Consider the following 20,301-nt stretch of genomic DNA (forward strand, 5'->3'; position numbering starts at 1 on the left):
AGATATGGACTGAATAACAGCAAAAAGTGAGCTTGGACGTTTGTTTGTTTCGGTCTCCAATGCTGGGGCATCATTACTTTGGCCAAGGACCAGATGTCGTCCTGCAATGATAGACAGTACGACGGCATTCGTCAGAGCAATTGGAAGCCAAGGCGGCGCCAGTAATCGCAATTAATCAGACTGTAGTTTGAAGGGCTAGGAAATCGCTGAAAAAATGATTCGCGTTATGCTCCTGCAATTCGACAACGTTCTCATCGCAATCGATTCGACCGAAACCCATTGGTATTAGGACAGGACCGGCCCAGCGTCGTCCAGCTTACCCCAGACTTCTTAGTTGAAAATTGCACAGATTCCACCCACGGTGTTGTCGCAGCTTTAGATTGTAAGCGGTATCTCGTGAGTGGCTGTTTCTGGCCGATTCTGTTGAAAACAGTCGGTTTTCTGAAACGGCCAGAAGATTGACCGGTGAAAGCACCTTTTTAGCACGCTGATACGTGAAATCTGAGTCCGCTAACCTTTGCCGAAAGTGAAGATTTCAATCTCAGAAGCATTCTTTTCTGCTGCGGAAACCATGGCCGACTTTTTCAACAGAATCGGCCACTCTCTGCCAATCATGGTTACAAAGCGTGCTGGTCAAATCCGATGCAATCGGAGGTCAGAACGAATGCAAATGACTGGTCAGGTCGAATGCAAACGGGCGGTCAAGTGGAGTGCAATTTCGCACGCTAATGGAAATCGCTGGGGTACTTTTCGAACCACCCGAATTAGCTTGCGAAGTCAGAATGGCGCGGATTGTCGCCAATTTACGGACTTTCATCCAATGGCTGCATTTGGCCGATTGCGGCCCCTGGCGTGAGACCGCTAACACCCCAACTCAGACATTGCGAAAGGACAAGCCCTCGGATAGCTACGTCTCCCTGAAACGGCTTGAAGCCGCCATTACAACTGCGGCTCTTCCGTGCAAGAGCAGCCACCGACCGTATTGTTTTCCCCGCTCATCCAGTGCGAGTATTTCCCTTTGTGCACCAAGCAATATGGAGGATTCGCACATGAGCGTTACTTCTTCGATCTGGTTTTTTGTCGTTCCATTCGCGATTGCAGCCGCCATTCCCGGGCCCGCCCAGGGCGCTCTTCTAGGGCAGGTGGTGTCGCGCGGGGCACGGTCTTCGATACCCTTTATCGCAGGCATGGTGCTGGGCAATGCTGTCTGGCTGTTGGTCGCAACCCTTGGTCTTGCAGCTCTGGCGCTGCAGTTTGAGCAAGTGTTCATCGCGGTGAAATGGCTCGGTATTGCCTTCATCCTGTTCATCGCATGGAACCTATGGTCGAAGAACACCGAATCACCTCAAGAACCGCCGGAACGCTCCGCCAGCCGGGGCCTTCTTGCAGGAGCCGTGCTCACCCTGAGTAATCCGAAGGCCGTGGTATTTTTCGGCGCAGTGCTGCCACATGCATTCGATCTGACGGCCCTGTCCTGGCCGGAGGTCGCCTTCATTACCGCGCTTGGCATTGGAATCGATCTCACCATCCAGTCGGCTTATCTCATCACCGCGTCCCGAATCAAACGCGCCATCCGGTCTTCGAAGGCAATGAAGCGCTTGAACAGGACGTCAGCGGGTGTAATGACCGGTTGTGCCGGCTGGATGGCCGTTTCTCGCTAATCCTTTCTCCTGTGAAGGCTTTGCGCACCTGCAACGCCTTCACTTTGTACCGTTCCGGCTACACCACCCCATCAGTATCCGGCTTGCCGCTCACGCGGGGAATTGGCTTATCCAGTGCCTGGCAATTTCTTCGCGCCGGCAGATCCACACCGCGTCGTGGCCTTGCACGTAATCGAGGAAGCGCGCCAGCGCCATCGCTCGGCCAGGGTGGCCACTGATCCGGCCAGGGTGGCCACTGATCCGCCCATGCAGGCCGACGCTCATCATCTTCGGGGATTGCGCGCCCTCCTGCCACAGCAGGTCGAAAGCATCCTTGAGCAGCTGGAAGAAGTCGTCACCGCAGGCGAAACCGTTCGGCAGCAGATAGCGGGCGTCGTTGTTGACCAAGGTGTAAGGGATCACCAGATGAGCGGGCGAGCCGGGGAGCCAATAGGGCAGATCATCGTTATAGGCGTCCGAGCTATAGAGAAACCCGCCCTCCTCGCGCAACAGGCGGCGGGTGTTCTGGCTGACCCTGCCGGTGTACCAACCTACGGGGCGTTTACCGCAGATCTTTTCGATAATGTCGCGGGTGAGCTGGATGTGGTGCCGTTCCTGGTCTTCAGGCATGTCGCGATAGTCCAGCCAACGGTAGCCATGCCCGGCAATCTCATGCCCGGCGGCGCAAAGCGCATGGCCAATCGCCGGGGTGAGTTCCAGTGCCCGGCCGACGGCGAAGGCGGTCAGCGGCAAGCCTCGGGCGTTGAACAGTTCCAGGATGCGCCACACACCTGCGCGCGATCCGTATTCGTACATGCCCTCGACGCTCAAGTCCGGTTCCCCCACACGCGGGGGGCGGCCGGGTAGCTCGTGAAGCCAGGCCTCCGACTGTGCATCGCCATTGTGGATGCATGACTCTCCGCCCTCTTCGATGTTCAGTACGAACTGGACCGCGACCCGCGCATCACCGGGCCATCGCGGGTGGGGTGGGCAGCCGCCGTAACCGATGAGGTCGCGAGTGGCCATCAGCCCAGCTCGAAGGTCGTGACGCCGAACACACGTTCGTGCGCGATCGCCGGAGGTGGCCCGAGGTACATGCGTGCGCAGCCGAAAACCTCGCTCATGCCCTGTTGGCGCACCAGCGCCATGGCGGCGGGGTTATTCTCCGGGGCATCGAGAAACAGCGGGCCACCCTGCGCAAATTCCGCCAGGCGCGCGTAAAGGGCATTGGCGGCCTGGGCGTCATCGGCGAACAAGGGGCCGATTTTGCAGCCTTCGCGGCAGCGTCTTATTACACCGTAGCCACTTAGCCTGCCCTCGCGCCGGCAACCCACGGCGAGTGCATCGCCCTGGGCTATCCACCCGCTCAGGAAGGTTTCCCGCGCGGCGGGGAAGCAGGTGCGGTCGTAATCGACAACCTGATCGAACGGCACGGAGGCCAACGGGACAATGTCCTCGGAGTCTATCGGCCAGGGCGCCCGGCGCTCGGTGAGCTCGGCACGAAAACGCAGGTTGCGATGGGAGAAGACGAAACCACCCTTGGCGTAGTAGTCCTGCATCGCAAAGACGCCGTCCATGCCGATGCTCGCGCCTGGGCGCAGGCGGGCAAGGAGCCGCTCGCGGCGTGCATGCCAGAGAGTATTGCCCAGGCCTTGACCGCGATATTCAGGCCGGACGATGAAAAAACCCATGAAGCCGAATTCGCCGTTGTAGGAGGTGATGGCACCGCCGCCGATCAATTCGTCACCCCGGGTCGCTGCGATAAAGGCTGCTGGGTCCGTAGCCCAGAACAGCTCGGCATCGTGAAAGCCGGGATTCCACCCCTCACGGGCAGCCCACTCGACGAGCCCGTCCAGCTCGGGACGGGTCATGTTGCGTATGACCAGCTCATTCGACACCGCGAAGTTCTCCTGCGCCGCTAACCGGGCATGTGGTTCATCCCCACTGCGAACCCTTTCGGTATAGCTTCAAGCCGAGTGTTGAGCCAGGGCCTCCCGTCGTACCTGGACACGACGTTCAACAGCCCTGATTGCCTTTCCATAGCGTGCGCGGAACACAGACGGCGCCGTCCAACAACAATCGGGCCGTTCTCAGCAGGCCGCAGCTCACCAGACGATCGTTGTTCAGATGCAACGCAACGGTGAACTCTCCCGTGGGGTGTTCGACCGAGAGTTGCTTGATGTCGCCCTCGACGACACAGGCCACGCCCACTGCCACGCTGCCCTCGATCAGGCAGGCAACGGCCACGCTGACCGCTCCGAACACGCCGATGCTGGTGTGGCAGCGATGCGGGATGAAGCTGCGAGTGCTTAATGCCCCTCCCCTTTGAGCCGGCGCAATCAGGCACATCTTGGGCACATTGCGCTGACTCACGTCGCCCAGGTTCATGCGCGTTCCGGCCTGCAAACGGATCGATTCAAGCCGGGCCTTCAATGGGATGTCGCCGTCCAGTTGTGCCGGGGGCTCATAGCCACTGAGCCCGAGGTCTTCGGCACGGATAAGCACGACCGGCATGCCGTTGTCGACGCAGGTGACCTCCACCCCATCGAACACATCGACCACCTTGCCGGTGGGCAGCAATGCTCCGCAGCTGGAGCCGGCGATGTCCTCGAACTCAACCACCAGTGGCGCACCGTAGCCGGGCACTCCGTCAATCCGTGCCTGACCCGAATAGCTGACGCTGCCGTCCGGTGTCGGCACCTGGGCAATCGCGATCTGCCCGGTGTTTTCCATGAAAATGCGCACCGGGGTGACATCCCCCGACGCCGCCACCAATCCGCGCTCAATCGCAAAGGGCCCGACAGCGGCGAGAATGTTGCCGCAGTTCTGGCCGTAATCGACGCGCGGTTCATCCACCAGCACCTGGGCAAACAGGTAATCCACGTCAGCATCGGCGCGGGTGCTGGGCTTGATGATTGCCACTTTGCTGGTCAGCGAGTCGCCGCCACCGAGACCGTCGATTTGCCGCGCATCCGGTGACCCCATGACCGCCAGCAGCACGCGGTCTCGAAGCGCCGGGTCGCCGGGCAGATCGCCGGCCAGAAAGTACGCGCCTTTCGACGTTCCACCACGCATCAACAAGCATGGAATACGTGTCTGGCCCATGCTCAGTCTCCGAGCTCGTCAAGGCTGTCGACATAGCGCAAGCCCTTTTCCGCGAGCCGCTGGCGCATGTTGTAGATGTCCAGCCCCAGTTCGCCCCTGGCCAGGCGCAACGCCTTCTGCTCTTCCAGATCGGCGCGTGCGCGGCTGGCCTCGACAACCTGCGGCACCTCGCCCCGACGCACGACGACCACGCCGTCGTCATCGGCGACCACCACATCGCCAGGGTTGACCAGTTGATCGCCGCACACCAGCGGCAGGTTCACCGACCCCAGGGTCTCCTTGATAGTGCCTTGCGCGCAAACGGCGCGGGACCAGACCGCAAAGCCCATCTCCCGCAGGGTATGGGTGTCACGCACGCCGGCATCGATCACCAGGCCCCGCACGCCATGGGCCTTGAGCGAAGTGGCGAGCAAGTCGCCGAAGTAACCGTCGGTGCAAGGTGAGCTGGGCGCGACCACCAGGATATCGCCGGGGCGGCATTGCTCCACCGCCACATGGAACATCCAGTTATCGCCAGGAGAAACCAGCACCGTGACCGCCGAACCACTGATAGCGGTGCCGCGCTGGATCGGTGTGATCGACGATGACAGCAGGCCCTTGCGACCCTGCGCTTCATGAATCGTGGCGACACCGAAGCTGCGCAGCTCATCGACCAATGACTGCTCGGCGCGGTCGATGTTGCGCACGACGATGCCGATTTTTCCGATCAACATGCTCATGCCAGATTCTCCGTGACGCGCGGGAAGATGCTCTGGTAGCCCTCGCCATAAATGATGTCGCGGCTGGAGGTGATACCAACGTTGCGCTTGGCCTGTACGCCGCGCTGCAAGGCAACGCGGGTGTAGTACTCCCACAGGTGTTCCTGGCCGGCCATGCACTGGATGGCGGCGTACTTCTTGTCCCACACTTGAGTGATGTCCAGCAGCACGTCTGGACGCCATTCGCATTGCTCGGGCTGGTGCGGTTCGAAGCTGTACACCGGTGGCGCGCCGACGATTTTCTCGCCCGGCTTGTAGCCTTCGGCCTGGGCAATGATGCGCGCCTCTTGCGTCAGGTTCATGGCCAGCGGGTGGTCGTAGTTATAGGGGTCTTTAAGCGAATGGCTGAGGACGAATTCCGGCTGGACCCGGCGAAACACATCGGCCAGGCGAAACAGGGTTTCCTTGTCGGCGCGCATCGGATAGTCGCCGATGTCAAAGAACTCGACGCTGGCGCCCAGGATATCGGCAGCGGCCTGGGCCTCTTCACGGCGGGCGGCTTTGACTTTCTCTTCGCTCATCTCGCCCTTGCGCCACAGCTTGGCCGACTCGCCGCGCTCGCCGAAGGACAGGCAGACGATGTGCACGTTGTAGCCCTGTTGCGCATGCAGCGCGATGGCGCCGCCTGCGCGCCAGACGAAATCGGCTGAGTGGGCGCTGACAACCAGCGCATTTTTCGGTGATTGGATCATTGCGGATACTCCTCCTGCGGTTGCAAAGAGCATCGCACCGCGACCCGCCGGCGCAGTAATGCGTTGCGTTGCTGGAGGTATGCGTTTTTTTTATTGCTACCCAACAATGGGAGATGCATAGTCCGGCCCAGACACCGATTTGCAGAGCCCCCCATGGAACCCACAGATCTCTCTAACCCAATGCTCTCGAACCTGATGAACGTGCGCGCCTTCGTCAGGGTGGCCGATCACGGCAGCGTTTCCAAAGCTTCCGTGGCTCTGTTCCGGGCGCAGTCGGTAGTGACCCGATCGATTGGCGAACTGGAAGCCCGACTCGATGTGCCGCTGTTCGAACGCCATGCCAACGGTATGCGCCTGACTGATTACGGTGAGCGCTTGCTGCCGCGGGCGCGACGGGTGCTGGCGGAGCTGGAGAGCGTGCCGCGACTGCTCGGCGGCGGGGACAAACGCGCGATTGAACCGCTCTACCTGTTCCAGGCCCGACGCCTGCAAGTGTTCGTCAAACTCTGCGAAACCCAGCACATGCAGACCGTCGCCAGCCTGCTCGGCCTGAGCCAGCCGGCGATCAGTTCGACCATCAAGGTCATGGAAAGCGGCTGCGGGCAAACACTCTTCGAGCGCACGCCCCGTGGTTTGCAGCCGACCCGCGCCAGCCAGGAGATCCTGTTCCCGATTCGCCGGGCGCTGAATGAGTTGCGCCACATCGAAACGGACATCACCGCCATCCGCGGCACCCTGCAAGGCGTGGTGCATGTCGGCGCCCTGCCCCTGGGACGCACGCGCATATTGCCCGAAGCCATCGTGCGCCTGATGGCCCAGCACCCCGCTATCCAGGTGATCACCAATGAAAGCCCGTTCGATCTGCTGGCGAGCGAGTTGCGAGCCGGCGATGTCGATTTCATTTTCGGTGCCCTGCGCGCGGACACCTACGCCAGCGACCTGACCGGCGAGGCGTTGCTCACGGAAGAAATGGTGGTGTTGGCGCGGCGCGATCATCCGCTCTGTTCAAGACAGGTCCCGCACGATGAGCTCGGCGCAGCCCGCTGGGTGTTGCCTCGTGCCGGCTCGCCAGCCCGCAGGATGCTCGACGAGTGCTTCACCCGGTTCGGCATTGCACCACCCCGGCCGGTCGTGGAAAGCGGCGACATGGCAATCATCCGTGGGCTGTTGCTGCGCTCGGACATGCTCGCGGCCGTCTCCGCCCACCAACTGGAACCGGAGATTGCCTCGGGCGAGCTGTGCATCCTGCCGCTGGAGCTGAAACAGACCACCCGGGCCATCGGCCTGACTTATCGCAATGGCTGCCTGCACTCGCCGGTGGCGCAGGCCCTGTTGGATGTGATTCGCCAGGTGATTCGCGAAGCGGCCGCGTGACTGACACGCTGCCAATCCCCTGTAGGAGCGAGCCTGCTCGCGATAAACGTCAGGGCAACGCGTTCATTCAGACAGCACGCGTTATCGTTGACGTCCATCGCGAGCAGGCTCGCTCCTACAATGGGTCTTCGATGAACACAAAAATGTGGCCAACCACGATCCCTGTGGGAGCAAGGCTTGCCCGCGATCGCGGTGTGTCAGTCACCATTGATGCTGGATGTGCCGGCCTCTTCGCGGGCAAGCCCGCTCCCACAGGGGCAGCGCCGGTAAAGTGGCCAGGCCTCAAAGCAAGCCGAAGGGATAGCTGACAATCAAACGGTTTTCGTCGAACTCGTTGCTGCTGTAGTCGCGACGGATGCTGGAGTTGCGCAGGCGCATGTTCAGGTTCTTGAAGGTGCCGCTCTGCACCGTGTAGCCCAACTCGGTCTCACGGCCCCACTCCTTGCCATCGGTGACGCTGCCGGTGTGTACGTTATCGCCGCTGATGTAGCGGTTCATCAGGGTCAGGCCGGGAATTCCCAGGGCGACGAAGTTGTAGTCGTGGCGCAGTTGCCAGGATTTTTCCCGGGCGTTGTCATAGCTGCTGTTGTAGCTGTCGTTGGCCAAGGTGCCGCCGCTGGTGCCGTTGACTCGCATCCACGCATCATCGCCGGTGAGCTTTTGCAGGCCGACGTAGAAGGTGTTGCCGCCATAACGGGCGGACAGCAGTGCCGAGATGGTGCGGTTGTCCAGGTCGCCGGCACGGGCGCTGCCATCCTCGCGGCCCCAGAAGTAGCCAAGGTTCGCGCCCAGGGTCCAGGCCCCCAGCGGTTGGCTGTGAACCAGTTGCAGGTACTGTTGCTGGTAGATGTCCTTGAGCTCGGCATTCCACAGACCGATCATCGTGCGTTTCTCGTTGAAGCTGTATTCGCCCCCGACGAAGTTGAAGCGATCGGAGGTGAACGCAGTTTTGCCCTGCATGAACATGTCGTCCATGCTCGAATCGTTGCGCGGGCTGTTCTGCCGGAACTGGCCACCGTAGAGGGTCAGGCCAGCGATATCCTGCGAAGTGACCTGGCCGCCACGAAAGGTTTGCGGCAGCGAGCGGCCATCGTCGGAACGCAGGATCGGCAGCACCGGCATCCACTCACCGACCTTCAGTTCGGTTTTCCCCACTTTCATTTTCCCGGCGACGGCCAGACGGCCGAAATCATCGGCAGGACGACCATCGCTATCCACCGGCAGCAGTTGCGTACCGCCGGTGCCCTTGCCACCGTCCAGCTTGACCGAGTAAAGCCCCAACACATCCACACCAACCCCCACCGTGCCCTGGGTGAAACCGGATTTGGCATCCAGAATGAAGTTCTGCGTCCACTCCTCGGCCTTGCCTTGCGGGTAGGCCGGGTTGGTGAAGTTGCGATTGATGTAGAAGTTGCGCAGGTTCAGGTTGGCGCTGGCGTCCTCGACAAACCCTTCGGCCTGAACGTCCAGGGGGGCCACGCAAATAACGACCAGCGAGCAAGCGATTCGAGGATTGACGGTGATTTTCATTGTTATTGTTTTCCGGTTTTTGGGTAAGGGAATGCCCTGCGCCCTCAAATGCGGGCACAGTGAGATCGAACAGAAAGGGTGAAGGCGACCCGGTCAGGGTCGCCGAAAACTGACGGAGCGGTCGCTCCCGAAGATCAGCGAGGGGCCTCGCCCGCCACCGAGTAGAGCACCTGCTGATTGCGGGTCTTCATGAACTCTTCCAGGCTCTGCCCACGCATCGCCGCGTAGACCTGCAAGTTGGGAATCCCGAGTACCGCCGCGAGTTTCTCCAGCACGAAGAAAATCGCCCCGTACTGGATCAAGCCGCGCCAGTCACGGCGTCGCAGCAGTTCGCGTTCCTCTTCGCTCAAGCCCCCCTCCTCGAACAGCGCCTCGGGCGCCTCGAGAAAACGCAGGCGCCATTGCGGCTCGATCATGCGATGCAGGAACTTGTTCAAGCGATAACCCTTGGCACTGCGCTCCAGGGTGAACGGATAGGTCCCTTCCAGTTTCTCGATACCGGCCAACTGGTGCTGCATGTGCTGCAAGTGGCGTGCGTTCACATCCGCCGGAACCGGACGATCCTGGTTTTCCAGCAGCAGCGTGGCGATGCCGGTCATGGACGGCAGGTAGTAGTCCTGATGCAGGTTTTTCACCGTGGCGGACAAGGCGCCCCGCATGATCAGCCAGGTGATCACCTCCGAGCCTTCCATCCCGCCGAGGGTGGCGTACTCGGCATGGGTCATTTCAGTCAGGCGCTGCGGGTCGTTGACCAGCAGATCGATGAACTGCTCGTCCCACTGCGGATTGTTGAAACCGCAACGCTCGCCATGCACCTGATGGGACACGCCACCGGTGGCGACAATGGCCACCTTCAGGTCTTCGGGATAGCTTTCGATCGCCCGGCGCAGGGCCTGTCCCAACTTATAGCAACGCAAGGCGCTGGGGATCGGGAACTGCAACACCCCGACCTGCAGCGGCACGATTTCCACCGGCCACTCAGGTGTGCAAGGCAACAGTGCCGACATCGGCGAGAAGAAGCCATGGTCCAGCGGCTTGTCGCGGAAGAAACTCATGTCGAACTCATCGGCCATCAGGCTCTGGCCAATGTGTCGCGACAGCGCCGCATGCCCGCCGACCGCCGGCAGCGAGCGCGGGTTGCCGCCCTCGTCCGCCACCTCGTAACGCTCATCGACCCCGAGGGAGAACGCACCATAGTGGTCGAAGAAAAACGACGTCACGTGGTCGTTGAAGATGTAGAACAGCACATCCGGTTGCTGCTCCTTCAACCACACCTTGATCGGTTCGAAGCCTTCGAAAATCGGCGCCCAGGCCGCCTCGTTCTGTTTGTCGTGATCGACGGCAAAGCCGATGGTGGGTGTGTGGGAGACAGCGAGGCCACCGATGATGCGTGCCATGTTGAGTTCCTGTGTTCGAGTGCCGATAAAAAGTGTTCGAAAAAGCTTAGTGCGCCACCAAGGTCTGGCTGACCCGGCGCCGGGCATGACCGTTGGCCAGGATGGCCAGGGCCGCGATGAAGGCCGGCACGCTCAACAGGGCGAACAGCAATGGCAGGCCCAAGCCGAGGCTGAGTACCGCACCACCGATGAGAGAGCCAAAGATAGCCCCGAATCGACCGATGCCCAGCATCCAGCTCACGCCCGTGGCGCGGAAATCCGTCGGGTAGTAGCCGGGAGCAAAAGCGTTGAGCCCGGTCTGCGCGCCGCTCATGCAGAAACCCGCGGCAATCACACCCACTGCCAGCAGGCTCGACTCCAGGCTGAACGCCCCCAGCAGCAGAATGAAGACGCCGCCCAATGCATAGCTGGTGGCAATGACCCCGTTCGGGTTGCGCCGGTCCATGATCCAGCCGACCACGATAGCCCCGACGGTACCGCCGATCTGGAACAGCCCGGTGATGGTCGCCGCCCGTTCAATGGACAGGCCACCTTCACGCAACAGGGTCGGCATCCAGCCCATGGTCAGGTAGATCACCAGCAGGCCCATGAAATAGGTCAACCACAGCGCCAGGGTGCCGGTGCGATAGCGTTCGGTGAACAGCATGCGCACCGGTGCCTTGTGCTGGGCCTGGGGTTCGGCGAGGGTGAAGTGCGTGGTCGCCGAGAAGGTGCCGCCGAGCTTGTTCAGCACTTTGGCGATCTGCGCGGCGGGTGCATTGCGCGCCGCCAGGAAGCGTGCGGACTCAGGCAACAGCATCCAGAGGAAAGGCAGCAACACCAGTGGCAGGATGCCGCCGACCAGCAACACCGATTGCCAGCCGTGCAAGGGAATCAACCAGGCCGCCAGCAAGCCGCCCAGCCCCGAGCCCATGTTGAAACCGGTGAACATGATGGTGATGAACAGCGAGCGATTGCGCTCTGGCAGGTATTCGGCCAGCAGCGTGGTGGTGTTCGGCATTGCGGCGCCCAGGGCCACACCGGTCAACAACCGCAAAGCGGCAAGCTCGTAGGGGTTACGGGCGAACGCACACGCCAGGCTGAGCACGCTGAATCCGGTCACGGCAAACAGCAGCACCTTCTTGCGCCCCAGGCGGTCGGCGTAGGGGCCGGCCGTCAGCGCACCAATGGCGAGGCCGACCATGCCCGCGCTCATGACCGGGCCGAAGGCAGCCTTGGAGAGGCCCCATTCCTGGATCAGCGAAGGCGCGATAAAACCCATCACCGCCACATCGAGGCCATCGAATAGAACAATGAAGAAGCACAGGCTCATGATGAGCCACTGATACCTGGCAACCGGGCGGTTATCGATCCACGCTTTGATGTCGACCGTTTCGTGACTCATGTTTTTCACCTTCTTATTTTTGTAGAAATTGCGACAGAGTCCGCCATGGCGTCGAGGCCGGCCCATCGTCGAACACTGGCCGTGACTCTAAAGCCGCAAGTGCCCGCCCCGCCTCTGGGAAATCCTTAAGCGGGTATCGGTTTTTCTTATCGGGTGAATGCAAGGGCGCCGTTGCCCCTGGCGCCCAGTCACAGGTAAATGCCCATAAACAAAAGCGATACCTGCTTAACGACTTCACAGACGACGCCATGCAAGCGCTGCTCTAAGGTCGATAACACCTCTGCCCGCCCCCCTGTAGGAGCGAGCCTGCTCGCGATGGGCGTTAACGATAACGCGGGCTGTTTGGATGAACGCGTTGTCCGGACGTTTTTCGCGAGCAGGCTCGCTCCTACAGGTGAATGAGTACATCCGTGAAAATAAAACAAGGGTTTGAACATGACCACGCCTGTCGCTGACACAGCTTTTTCCCGCCGCTCGCTGCTCAAAAACAGCTCCGTTGTGCTGACCGCCAGCGCCGCGCTTGGCCTGCCGATCCTGAGTCAGAACGCTTCAGGCGCTGCTCGGCAGAACGAAGACAATGCAGGTACGACCATGGATCCCCAACTGCTCAGTCTGCTGTCACAGCCCAAGATCGATTGCCACCATCATGTGATCGACCCTGCCCAGTTCCCCTACCCCGCTGACTCCACCTACCAGCCGGCAGGTCCCGAGGTCGGCCCTGCGGCGTATTACGAGCGGGTCATGCAGGCCTTTGGCATTCGCCATTCAGTGATCGTGCAGCCGACCTCGGCTTACGGCTACGACAACAGCTGCCTGCTCGACACGCTGGCGCGCAACGAAGGCCGCCATAAAGGTGTGGTGGTGGTGCCGAACGACGTCTCCAGCGAGACGCTCGCGCAATACAAGACGCAGGGTGTAATCGGTGTGGCGCTCAATGCCGCGTTGCTGGGGCCCGAGCGTTATCTGAAAATCGACAGCCTGATGGGGCGCCTGGCCGAGCTGGACCTGTATGCCCAGATCCAGGTCAAGGACGATCAGCTGCTGGCACTGCTGCCCTTGCTTGAGCGCACGCGCAGCCGTGTGTTGATCGACCACTCCGGCCGGCCCGATGCCCGTGCCGGCTTGAAGCAGCCGGCTTTCCAGGCACTGCTGTCACTGGCCGGCAACGGACGCACCTTCGTCAAACTCTCCGGGCTGTCGCAGTACTCCCGGGAAAGTTACCCCTATGCCGACGCCAAGCCCTACCAGTTGGCACTGCTGCAGGCATTCACCGCCGACAACTGCATGTGGGGCACCGACTGGCCGTTTCTGCGCGCGCGGCAAAGCATGGAATTGGGCACCGTCCTGAGCAACTTCGGCGACATGTTCCCCAATGCCAGTGACCGCCAGAAAATTCTCTGGGACACCCCGAAGCGCCTGTTTGGCTTTACCGCTTGACCCTATAAGCCACGGTTAGCCCGACGGTTGAGGTGCGGCCTCTCGCGATGCCGCCATGCCCTGCAGGCACACGGGTGTGGCAGCTGATCATTGAAAAGTGGCAAGGTTGGGTTAGAAAAACAACGCCGTTTCAATGCCTGTAATGCTGGCTTAATGCAGCTGCGGTGTCATCGCCTACCCAAGGCCCCCCGGCAGGCCGTTTATTCCATTCGCCCAATTGTATGAGCAATTTTCAGCGACTAGACTCCAGCCCATGAAACGCTATCTGCGGTTTTGTCTCATCTTCCTGATCAGCCTTGCGCTTCCCCTCAGCGGGATGGCGGGCGTCCAGGCACCGACAGAACCTTGCCCGATGAAGACCATGGGCATGGCGATGATGGATGACATGGGCATGGACTGCTGCAACGACATGAAAAGCCCCACCGAGCACGGCAAACCTTGCAAGCCGGGCCAGGAGTGCAAGTCGGGCGGCATGCTGCAAGTCTCGATCCTCAAGCCGCCTATCACCGTGTTCAGCCCCGTGGTGCTTTCCTTTTTCAGCGACTCCCTGCCCGTACAGACCCCGTCCGGGGTATGGCGACCGCCCCGCGTTTGATTCCTGTCCCACATTGAGCCTCATTCCGCATTAGCGGGATGGACTGGCTGCGCGCGTGTCTTTTGACCCGTGCAGTGAATGATTACAGGAATCGTAAGCATGAACTCCAAGTGCTATTGCACAGGTTGGTCCCTCGCGGCCGGCCTGGCGGCAAGCGTATGGGCATGGCCGAGCTTCGCGGCCGCATTGACTCTGGATGAAGCGTTGCGCCTGGCCGAGAACAATGCACCGTCGCTGGCTGCACAAGACGCGAAAATCCAGGCTGCCAGCAGCGCAGCCATTCCGGCCGGTGAACTTCCCGACCCCAAACTGCTGCTGGGTGTGCAGAACTACCCCGTTGGCGGTCCGGATCGCTGGAGCATCGACCAGGACTTCATGACCATGCAAATGGTCGGGGTCAGGCAAGAGATGCCCAACGGCGAAAAACGCAAAGCGCGCATCGAAGTGGCCGATGCGGCCGTTGACCGCGCGGCGGCAGAGCGCCAAGTCGAACGGCTGAAGGTGCGCCAGTCCACGGCGTTGGCCTGGATCAGCAGCTACTCGGTCGAGCGTAAAGATGCGCTGTTCCAGGACTTCTACAAGGAAAACCGCCTGCTGAGCGATACCGTCCGGGCCCGGATTGCCGGCGGTGGCGCTCAACCCGCCGACGCAGTGACGCCCAAACAGGAAGCGGCTCAACTGGCGGAGCAACAGGACAACCTGACGCTGCAAAGAACACAGGCACGCGCGGCCCTCAAGCGCTGGATTGGCTCCGTCGCCAACGACAAACCCGTGGGCAGCTTGCCGCAGTGGCCGGTCGATCCCTCCAGTTACGCCCACAAACTGCAACACCATCCCGAGCTGGCAGCCTTCGCACCGATGACCCGCGAAGCCCAGGCCAAGGTTCGTGAAGCCGAGTCGGAGAAACAGTCAGACTGGAGCTGGGAAGTGGATTATCAGCGTCGCGGCCGTGAGTTTGGCGACATGGTCAGCGTGCAGTTCTCATGGGACCTGCCGCTGTTTCCGGGCACTCGCCAAAACCCCAAGATCGCCGCCAGACAGGCTGAACTCAGCCAGCTTGAGGCCGAGCGCGAAGCCCTGTCCCGCGAGCACACCCAGCAACTGGAAAACGAACTGGCTGACTACGAGCGCCTCGATCGTGCGGTGCGCCGCAACCAGGAAAGCCTGTTGCCGCTGGCCAGGGAAAAGGTCGAGCTGAGCATGGCCAGTTACCGCTCCGGCCAGGGTGATTTGGACGCCGTGGTGACTGCCCGGCGTGAACTCATCGAGGCCCGGCTCAAACAGATCGATGTGGAGGAACAACGCGCGCTGAGCAGTGCGCGTTTGCATTTTGCCTATGGGGAGACCGGCCAATGAACCTTAAACACTGGAATCGGGCATGGCTGGCCGGTATCTCGTTGGCGCTGGGCATTGCCGGTGGCTACTGGTTCGCCCATCAGCGAACCGGCGCGGTTGCGACTATCGCTGCGGGGCAGCGCCTCGATTCAGCGCAGGAACGCAAGGCGCTGTATTGGTACGACCCCATGTACCCGCAGCAGAAATTCGACAAGCCGGGCAAATCCCCCTTCATGGACATGCAACTGGTTCCTCAATACGCCAGCGATGCAGGGGATCGTGCGAGCGTCAGTATCGATCCGGGCCTGACTCAGAATCTCGGGCTGCGTTTCGCAACCGTCACTCGGGGTACGCTGGAATCCAGCCTTGATGTGACAGGCATCCTGGCGTTCAACGAGCGCGATGTCGCGGTGGTCCAGGCACGTACCCCCGGTTTTGTGGAGCGGGTCTACGCCCATGCGCCCGGCGATGTGCTCAAGGCCAACGCCGCATTGGCGGATATCCTGGTGCCGGAATGGGCCGCTGCGCAGACCGAGTTTCTTGCCCTCAGACGCAACGGCGATGCCGAGCTGCTGGCTGCGGCCCGACAGCGACTGCGGCTCACCGGAATGCCGGCAGCACTGATTGCTCAAGTGGAACGCACCGGCAAGGTGCAGCCCTGGCTGACCCTCACCAGCCCCATTGGCGGTGTGCTGCAGGAATTGAACGTCCGTGCGGGCATGACCGTGGCGACGGGCGACACCCTGGCACGGGTCAATGGCTTGAGTAGCGTCTGGCTCGCGGTGGCCATTCCGGAATCGGATGCCGGATCGATCACCGAGGGACAGCCAGTCGAAGCACACCTGCCGGCTTTCCCGGGGACCACGCTCAACGGCAAGGTCAGCGCGATTTTGCCCGAGACCAATCCCGACAGCCGCACGCTGCGCGTACGTGTCGAGTTGCCCAATCCGGACGGACGCCTCAGGCCTGGGTTGACCGCGCAGGTACGCCTGAATCATTCGACCGGGCAGAACGTATTGTGGGTGCCGAGCGAGGCGGTGATTCGTACGGGCCGACGGGCCTTGGTGATGCTCGCAGAAGACGCCGGCCGCTATCGCCCGGTGGAGGTCCGACTCGGGCAGGAAAGCGACGGCAAGACCGCGATATTGAAAGGTCTGGAAGAAGGTCAGAAGGTGGTGACGTCCGGCCAGTTCCTGCTCGACTCGGAGGCCAGTCTCAAGGGCATCGTTACCAGCCAGGAGGAAGAGTCGCCCCCAAGCGCAGCAGCCTCCGGCTTGCATGAGGCGGATGGGCAGATCGTCGAGATCAACGAAAAAGAAGTCACCCTCGCCCATGGCCCCTTCAAGACACTTGGCATGCCGGGCATGACCATGACCTTCCCCCTCGCCAGTCCGACACTGATGCAAGGCTTGAAAACGGGCGACAAGGTGCGGATCGCGGTGAGCCAGACCGACGATGGCTTGCGTGTCGAGCGCCTGGATAAATCGGGGGGCCAGCCATGATTGCCAAGCTCATTCGCTGGTCGGTAGCCAACCGGTTCCTGGTGCTGCTGGCAACGCTGTTTGTCACGGCCTGGGGCATCTGGTCGGTGCAGAGCACCCCCATCGACGCCCTGCCGGACCTGTCCGATGTGCAAGTGATCATCCGCACTCCCTACCCCGGCCAGGCGCCGCAGATTGTCGAGAACCAGGTCACCTACCCGTTGGCCACCACCATGCTTTCGGTGCCGGGTGCCAGGACGGTGCGGGGTTACTCCTTCTTCGGTGACAGCTTCGTCTATGTGCTGTTCGAGGACGGGACTGACTTGTACTGGGCACGCTCGCGGGTACTGGAATACTTGAGCCAGATACAAAGCCGGTTACCGACCAACGCCAAACCGGCGTTGGGGCCGGACGCGACAGGCGTCGGCTGGATCTATCAGTACGCACTGGTGGATCGCAGTGGCGGACATGATCTGGCGCAGCTTCGTGCCCTTCAGGACTGGTTCCTCAAGTTCGAGCTCAAGACCCTGCCCAACGTGGCGGAAGTGGCCACCGTGGGTGGCATGGTCAAGCAATATCAAGTGCAGCTCGACCCGCTCAAACTGGCCAGTCTCGGCATCACCCAGGCCCAGGTAAGCGAAGCCATCGGCAAGGCCAATCAGGAAACCGGTGGCGCAGTGCTGGAGATGGCAGAGACCGAGTTCATCGTGCGGGCGTCCGGCTACCTGAAGACGCTCAATGACTTTCGGGCCATCCCGCTCAAGCTCGGTGCCGGGGGTGTGCCAGTGACTCTTGGCGATGTCGCCACGATCCAGTTGGGGCCGGAAATGCGGCGCGGCATCAGCGAGCTCGATGGCGAAGGCGAGACCGTCGGCGGCGTGGTGATCTTGCGCAGCGGCAAGAACGCTCGCGAGACCATTGCGGCGGTCAAGACCAGGCTCGACGAACTGAAAAGCAGTCTGCCGGCCGGAGTGGAAATCGTCCCCACCTACGACCGCAGCAAGCTGATCGACCGCGCGGTGGAAAACCTCAGCCACAAGCTCATCGAAGAGTTCATCGTCGTCGCGCTGGTCTGCGGGATCTTTCTCTGGCACTTGCGCTCATCACTCGTGGCGATCATTTCGTTGCCGGTCGGGGTGCTGATGGCCTTCATCGTCATGCGCTACCAGGGCATCAACGCCAACATCATGTCCCTGGGCGGGATTGCCATCGCCATCGGCGCCATGGTCGATGCCGCCGTGGTGATGATCGAGAACGCGCACAAGAAAATCGAAGCCTGGCATGCGGCCAATCCCGGAGAGACGTTGAAGGGTGAACGTCATTGGCAAGTGATGACCGAAGCGGCCGCGGAGGTAGGCCCGGCGCTGTTCTTCTGTTTGTTGATCATCACCCTGTCGTTCATTCCCGTGTTCACGCTCGAGGCCCAGGAAGGACGTCTGTTTGGTCCATTGGCGTTCACCAAGACCTACGCCATGGCCGCAGCCGCAGGGTTGTCAGTGACCCTGGTGCCGGTGCTGATGGGCTACTGGATTCGCGGACGAATACCCAGCGAACAACAGAACCCGTTGAACCGGTGCTTGATACGGATCTATCAGCCGGCCCTGGACGCTGTCTTGCGCCGGCCAAGGCTCACGCTGTTGGTGGCGCTATTGGTTTTTGCCAGTGCGCTGTGGCCGATGTCGCGCTTGGGCGGCGAGTTTCTGCCGCCGCTGGACGAGGGCGATCTGCTCTATATGCCTTCTGCCCTGCCGGGGTTGTCTGCGCAGAAAGCGGCGCAACTGCTGCAACAGACCGACCGCCTGATCAAGACCGTACCAGAGGTCGAGCATGTCTTCGGCAAAGCCGGTCGTGCCGAAACCGCCACCGACCCGGCACCGTTGGAAATGTTCGAGACCACCATCCAGTTCAAACCCCATGAGCAGTGGCGCCCAGGCATGACCCAGGAAAAGCTGGTGGAAGAACTGGATCGGGTGGTCCGCGTGCCTGGGCTGACCAACATCTGGATACCGCCGATTCGCAACCGTATCGACATGCTGGCCACCGGGATCAAGAGCCCGATCGGCGTGAAAGTCGCCGGCGCCAACCTGACGGAGATCGACGCCGCGACCCAGGCGGTCGAACGCGCGGCCAAGGGCGTACCCGGTGTCAGTTCGGCCCTGGCCGAGCGCCTGACCGGTGGCCGCTATCTGGACGTGGACATCGACCGCAAGGCCGCCGCGCGCTACGGACTGAACATCGCCGATGTGCAGGCCATCGTGGCAGGCGCCATCGGTGGTGAAAACGTCGGGGAGACCATCGAAGGGCTCGCCCGTTTTCCGATCAACGTGCGTTATCCACGGGAGTGGCGTGACTCGGTCGGCGCCCTGGAGCAATTGCCGATCTATACCCTCTCAGGCAGTCAGATCACGCTGGGCACGGTGGCGACGGTCAAGGTGAACGATGGTCCGCCGATGCTCAAAAGCGAAAACGCGCGGCCCTCGGGCTGGGTGTACATCGATGTGCGAGGTCGGGATATCGCTTCGGTGGTCAGTGACTTGCGTCGGGTCATCAACGAACAGGTCAAGCTGCAGCCCGGCATGAGCCTGAGCTACTCGGGACAGTTCGAATTTCTCGAGAGGGCCAACGCACGACTCAAACTGGTGGTGCCTGCCACGCTGCTGATCATCTTCGTGCTGCTCTACCTGACGTTCGCCCGCTTCGATGAGGCCTTGCTGATCATGGCCACCCTGCCCTTCGCACTGACGGGGGGCGCATGGTTCCTCTACCTGCTGGGCTTCAACCTGTCGGTCGCCACCGGGGTCGGCTTCATCGCACTGGCTGGGGTTTCCGCCGAGTTCGGCGTGATCATGCTGCTCTACCTGAAGAACGCCTGGGCCGAACGCGAAGACCTCGGCGACAGCTCCGAGCGCGGGCTGGTGGCGGCGATCCGTGAAGGCGCCGTGCAGCGCGTCCGCCCCAAGGCCATGACCGTGGCCGTCATCATTGCCGGCCTGCTGCCGATCCTACTGGGCAGTGGCACCGGCAGCGAGGTCATGAGCCGCATCGCCGCGCCCATGGTCGGCGGCATGGTCACCGCCCCCCTGCTCTCCCTGTTTGTCATTCCGGCAGCCTATCGCCTGATGCGTCGCCGCCATCTCTTGGTTGAACCCGTTAACCCTCAAGGAAAACCCGTATGAAACTGACCCTGATCGCAGTCGCCACTGGCGCATTCGTACTTTCACTGGCTGCCCGTGCCGAGGACATGCCGGGCATGAAAATGGACAGTATGGAAGGCATGAAGATGGAGCAGGAAACAACCCAGGCTCAAGTTGCCGAAGCCGAGGGAACGATCAAGGCGATGGATACCGCCAGGCATACCGTGACCGTCTCCCACGGCGCCGTCCCGGCCGTGCAATGGCCACCGATGACCATGGCCTTTTCGGTGACAGAGGACCAACTCAAAGGCCTGACCGTCGGCGATCGAGTCAAGTTTTCGTTTCGGCTGGAGGGTGGCAGAGCGACCATTGTGTCTATAAGGAAATAGGGGCTTGGAAGTGACCGGCGTGCTGTATTGAGGCCGGTCACTGTTGGTAG

Annotated in this window: 16 protein-coding genes; 8 read left to right on the forward strand and 8 right to left on the reverse strand. The window is 61.5% G+C overall.

Features of this window, described 5'->3' with window-relative positions; all coding sequences use genetic code 11:
* Positions 1-1,049 precede the first annotated feature (1,049 nt).
* On the forward strand, positions 1,050-1,661 hold the full coding sequence (locus ABTV29_RS19070) for a LysE family translocator (protein WP_433766242.1): 612 nt from the start codon (positions 1,050-1,052) through the stop codon (positions 1,659-1,661).
* Between the two features lie 90 nt (positions 1,662-1,751).
* On the opposite strand, the gene ABTV29_RS19075 is transcribed toward ABTV29_RS19070, so the two are convergent.
* From ABTV29_RS19075 to galB, 5 genes are all read right to left on the reverse strand, one after another.
* Complete coding sequence (locus ABTV29_RS19075) at positions 1,752-2,666, reverse strand: polysaccharide deacetylase family protein (protein ID WP_433766243.1); 915 nt, start codon at positions 2,664-2,666, stop codon at positions 1,752-1,754.
* Positions 2,666-3,538 carry a GNAT family N-acetyltransferase gene (locus ABTV29_RS19080; protein WP_433766244.1) on the reverse strand — a complete coding sequence of 291 codons (873 nt, stop codon included), beginning with the start codon at positions 3,536-3,538 and terminating at the stop codon, positions 2,666-2,668. Before ABTV29_RS19080 ends, ABTV29_RS19075 begins: the two co-directional genes overlap by 1 nt.
* A gap of 118 nt (positions 3,539-3,656) precedes the next feature.
* On the reverse strand, positions 3,657-4,745 hold the full coding sequence (locus ABTV29_RS19085; protein ID WP_433766245.1) for a 4-oxalomesaconate tautomerase: 1,089 nt from the start codon (positions 4,743-4,745) through the stop codon (positions 3,657-3,659).
* Positions 4,746-4,747: 2 nt separating this feature from the next.
* Entirely contained in the window at positions 4,748-5,464 is a 717-nt protein-coding gene (locus ABTV29_RS19090; protein ID WP_433766246.1) for a 4-carboxy-4-hydroxy-2-oxoadipate aldolase/oxaloacetate decarboxylase, read from the reverse strand.
* Positions 5,461-6,195 carry a 4-oxalmesaconate hydratase gene (galB, locus tag ABTV29_RS19095; RefSeq protein WP_433766247.1) on the reverse strand — a complete coding sequence of 245 codons (735 nt, stop codon included), beginning with the start codon at positions 6,193-6,195 and terminating at the stop codon, positions 5,461-5,463. The genes ABTV29_RS19090 and galB overlap by 4 nt, the downstream gene beginning before the upstream one ends.
* A 153-nt stretch (positions 6,196-6,348) precedes the next feature.
* Here galB and ABTV29_RS19100 point away from each other — a divergent pair, with 153 nt between their 5' ends.
* Entirely contained in the window at positions 6,349-7,569 is a 1,221-nt protein-coding gene (locus tag ABTV29_RS19100; protein ID WP_433766248.1) for a LysR family transcriptional regulator, read from the forward strand.
* 282 nt (positions 7,570-7,851) lie between these two features.
* On the opposite strand, the gene ABTV29_RS19105 is transcribed toward ABTV29_RS19100, so the two are convergent.
* From ABTV29_RS19105 to ABTV29_RS19115, 3 genes are all read right to left on the reverse strand, one after another.
* A complete protein-coding gene (locus ABTV29_RS19105; protein WP_433766249.1) occupies positions 7,852-9,099 on the reverse strand; it encodes an OprD family porin in 1,248 nt (415 codons plus the stop codon).
* A gap of 134 nt (positions 9,100-9,233) precedes the next feature.
* Positions 9,234-10,496, reverse strand: coding sequence for a gallate dioxygenase (locus ABTV29_RS19110; protein WP_433766250.1), 1,263 nt, complete (start codon positions 10,494-10,496; stop codon positions 9,234-9,236).
* Positions 10,497-10,542: 46 nt separating this feature from the next.
* On the reverse strand, positions 10,543-11,880 hold the full coding sequence (locus ABTV29_RS19115; RefSeq protein WP_433766251.1) for an MFS transporter: 1,338 nt from the start codon (positions 11,878-11,880) through the stop codon (positions 10,543-10,545).
* 435 nt (positions 11,881-12,315) lie between these two features.
* Here ABTV29_RS19115 and ABTV29_RS19120 point away from each other — a divergent pair, with 435 nt between their 5' ends.
* The 6 genes from ABTV29_RS19120 to ABTV29_RS19145 all read left to right on the forward strand — a co-directional run bounded on the left by ABTV29_RS19120 (position 12,316) and on the right by ABTV29_RS19145 (position 20,251).
* Positions 12,316-13,317 carry an amidohydrolase family protein gene (locus ABTV29_RS19120; RefSeq protein ID WP_433766252.1) on the forward strand — a complete coding sequence of 334 codons (1,002 nt, stop codon included), beginning with the start codon at positions 12,316-12,318 and terminating at the stop codon, positions 13,315-13,317.
* Positions 13,318-13,570: 253 nt separating this feature from the next.
* On the forward strand, positions 13,571-13,912 hold the full coding sequence (locus ABTV29_RS19125; protein WP_433766253.1) for a hypothetical protein: 342 nt from the start codon (positions 13,571-13,573) through the stop codon (positions 13,910-13,912).
* A gap of 99 nt (positions 13,913-14,011) precedes the next feature.
* On the forward strand, positions 14,012-15,268 hold the full coding sequence (locus ABTV29_RS19130) for a TolC family protein (protein WP_433766254.1): 1,257 nt from the start codon (positions 14,012-14,014) through the stop codon (positions 15,266-15,268).
* The gene (locus ABTV29_RS19135; RefSeq protein WP_433766255.1) at positions 15,265-16,749 is read left to right on the forward strand and encodes an efflux RND transporter periplasmic adaptor subunit; all 1,485 of its coding nucleotides are present in this window, start codon (positions 15,265-15,267) and stop codon (positions 16,747-16,749) included. The genes ABTV29_RS19130 and ABTV29_RS19135 overlap by 4 nt, the downstream gene beginning before the upstream one ends.
* Positions 16,746-19,904, forward strand: coding sequence for an efflux RND transporter permease subunit (locus ABTV29_RS19140; protein WP_433766256.1), 3,159 nt, complete (start codon positions 16,746-16,748; stop codon positions 19,902-19,904). Before ABTV29_RS19135 ends, ABTV29_RS19140 begins: the two co-directional genes overlap by 4 nt.
* Positions 19,901-20,251 (forward strand): copper-binding protein, encoded by a 351-nt coding sequence (locus ABTV29_RS19145; RefSeq protein WP_433766257.1) that lies wholly within the window; start codon positions 19,901-19,903, stop codon positions 20,249-20,251. Before ABTV29_RS19140 ends, ABTV29_RS19145 begins: the two co-directional genes overlap by 4 nt.
* Positions 20,252-20,301: the final 50 nt, after the last annotated feature.

The sequence above is a fragment of the Pseudomonas putida genome (genome assembly GCF_050989985.1).
In the GTDB taxonomy this organism is placed as follows: domain Bacteria; phylum Pseudomonadota; class Gammaproteobacteria; order Pseudomonadales; family Pseudomonadaceae; genus Aquipseudomonas; species Aquipseudomonas putida_AI.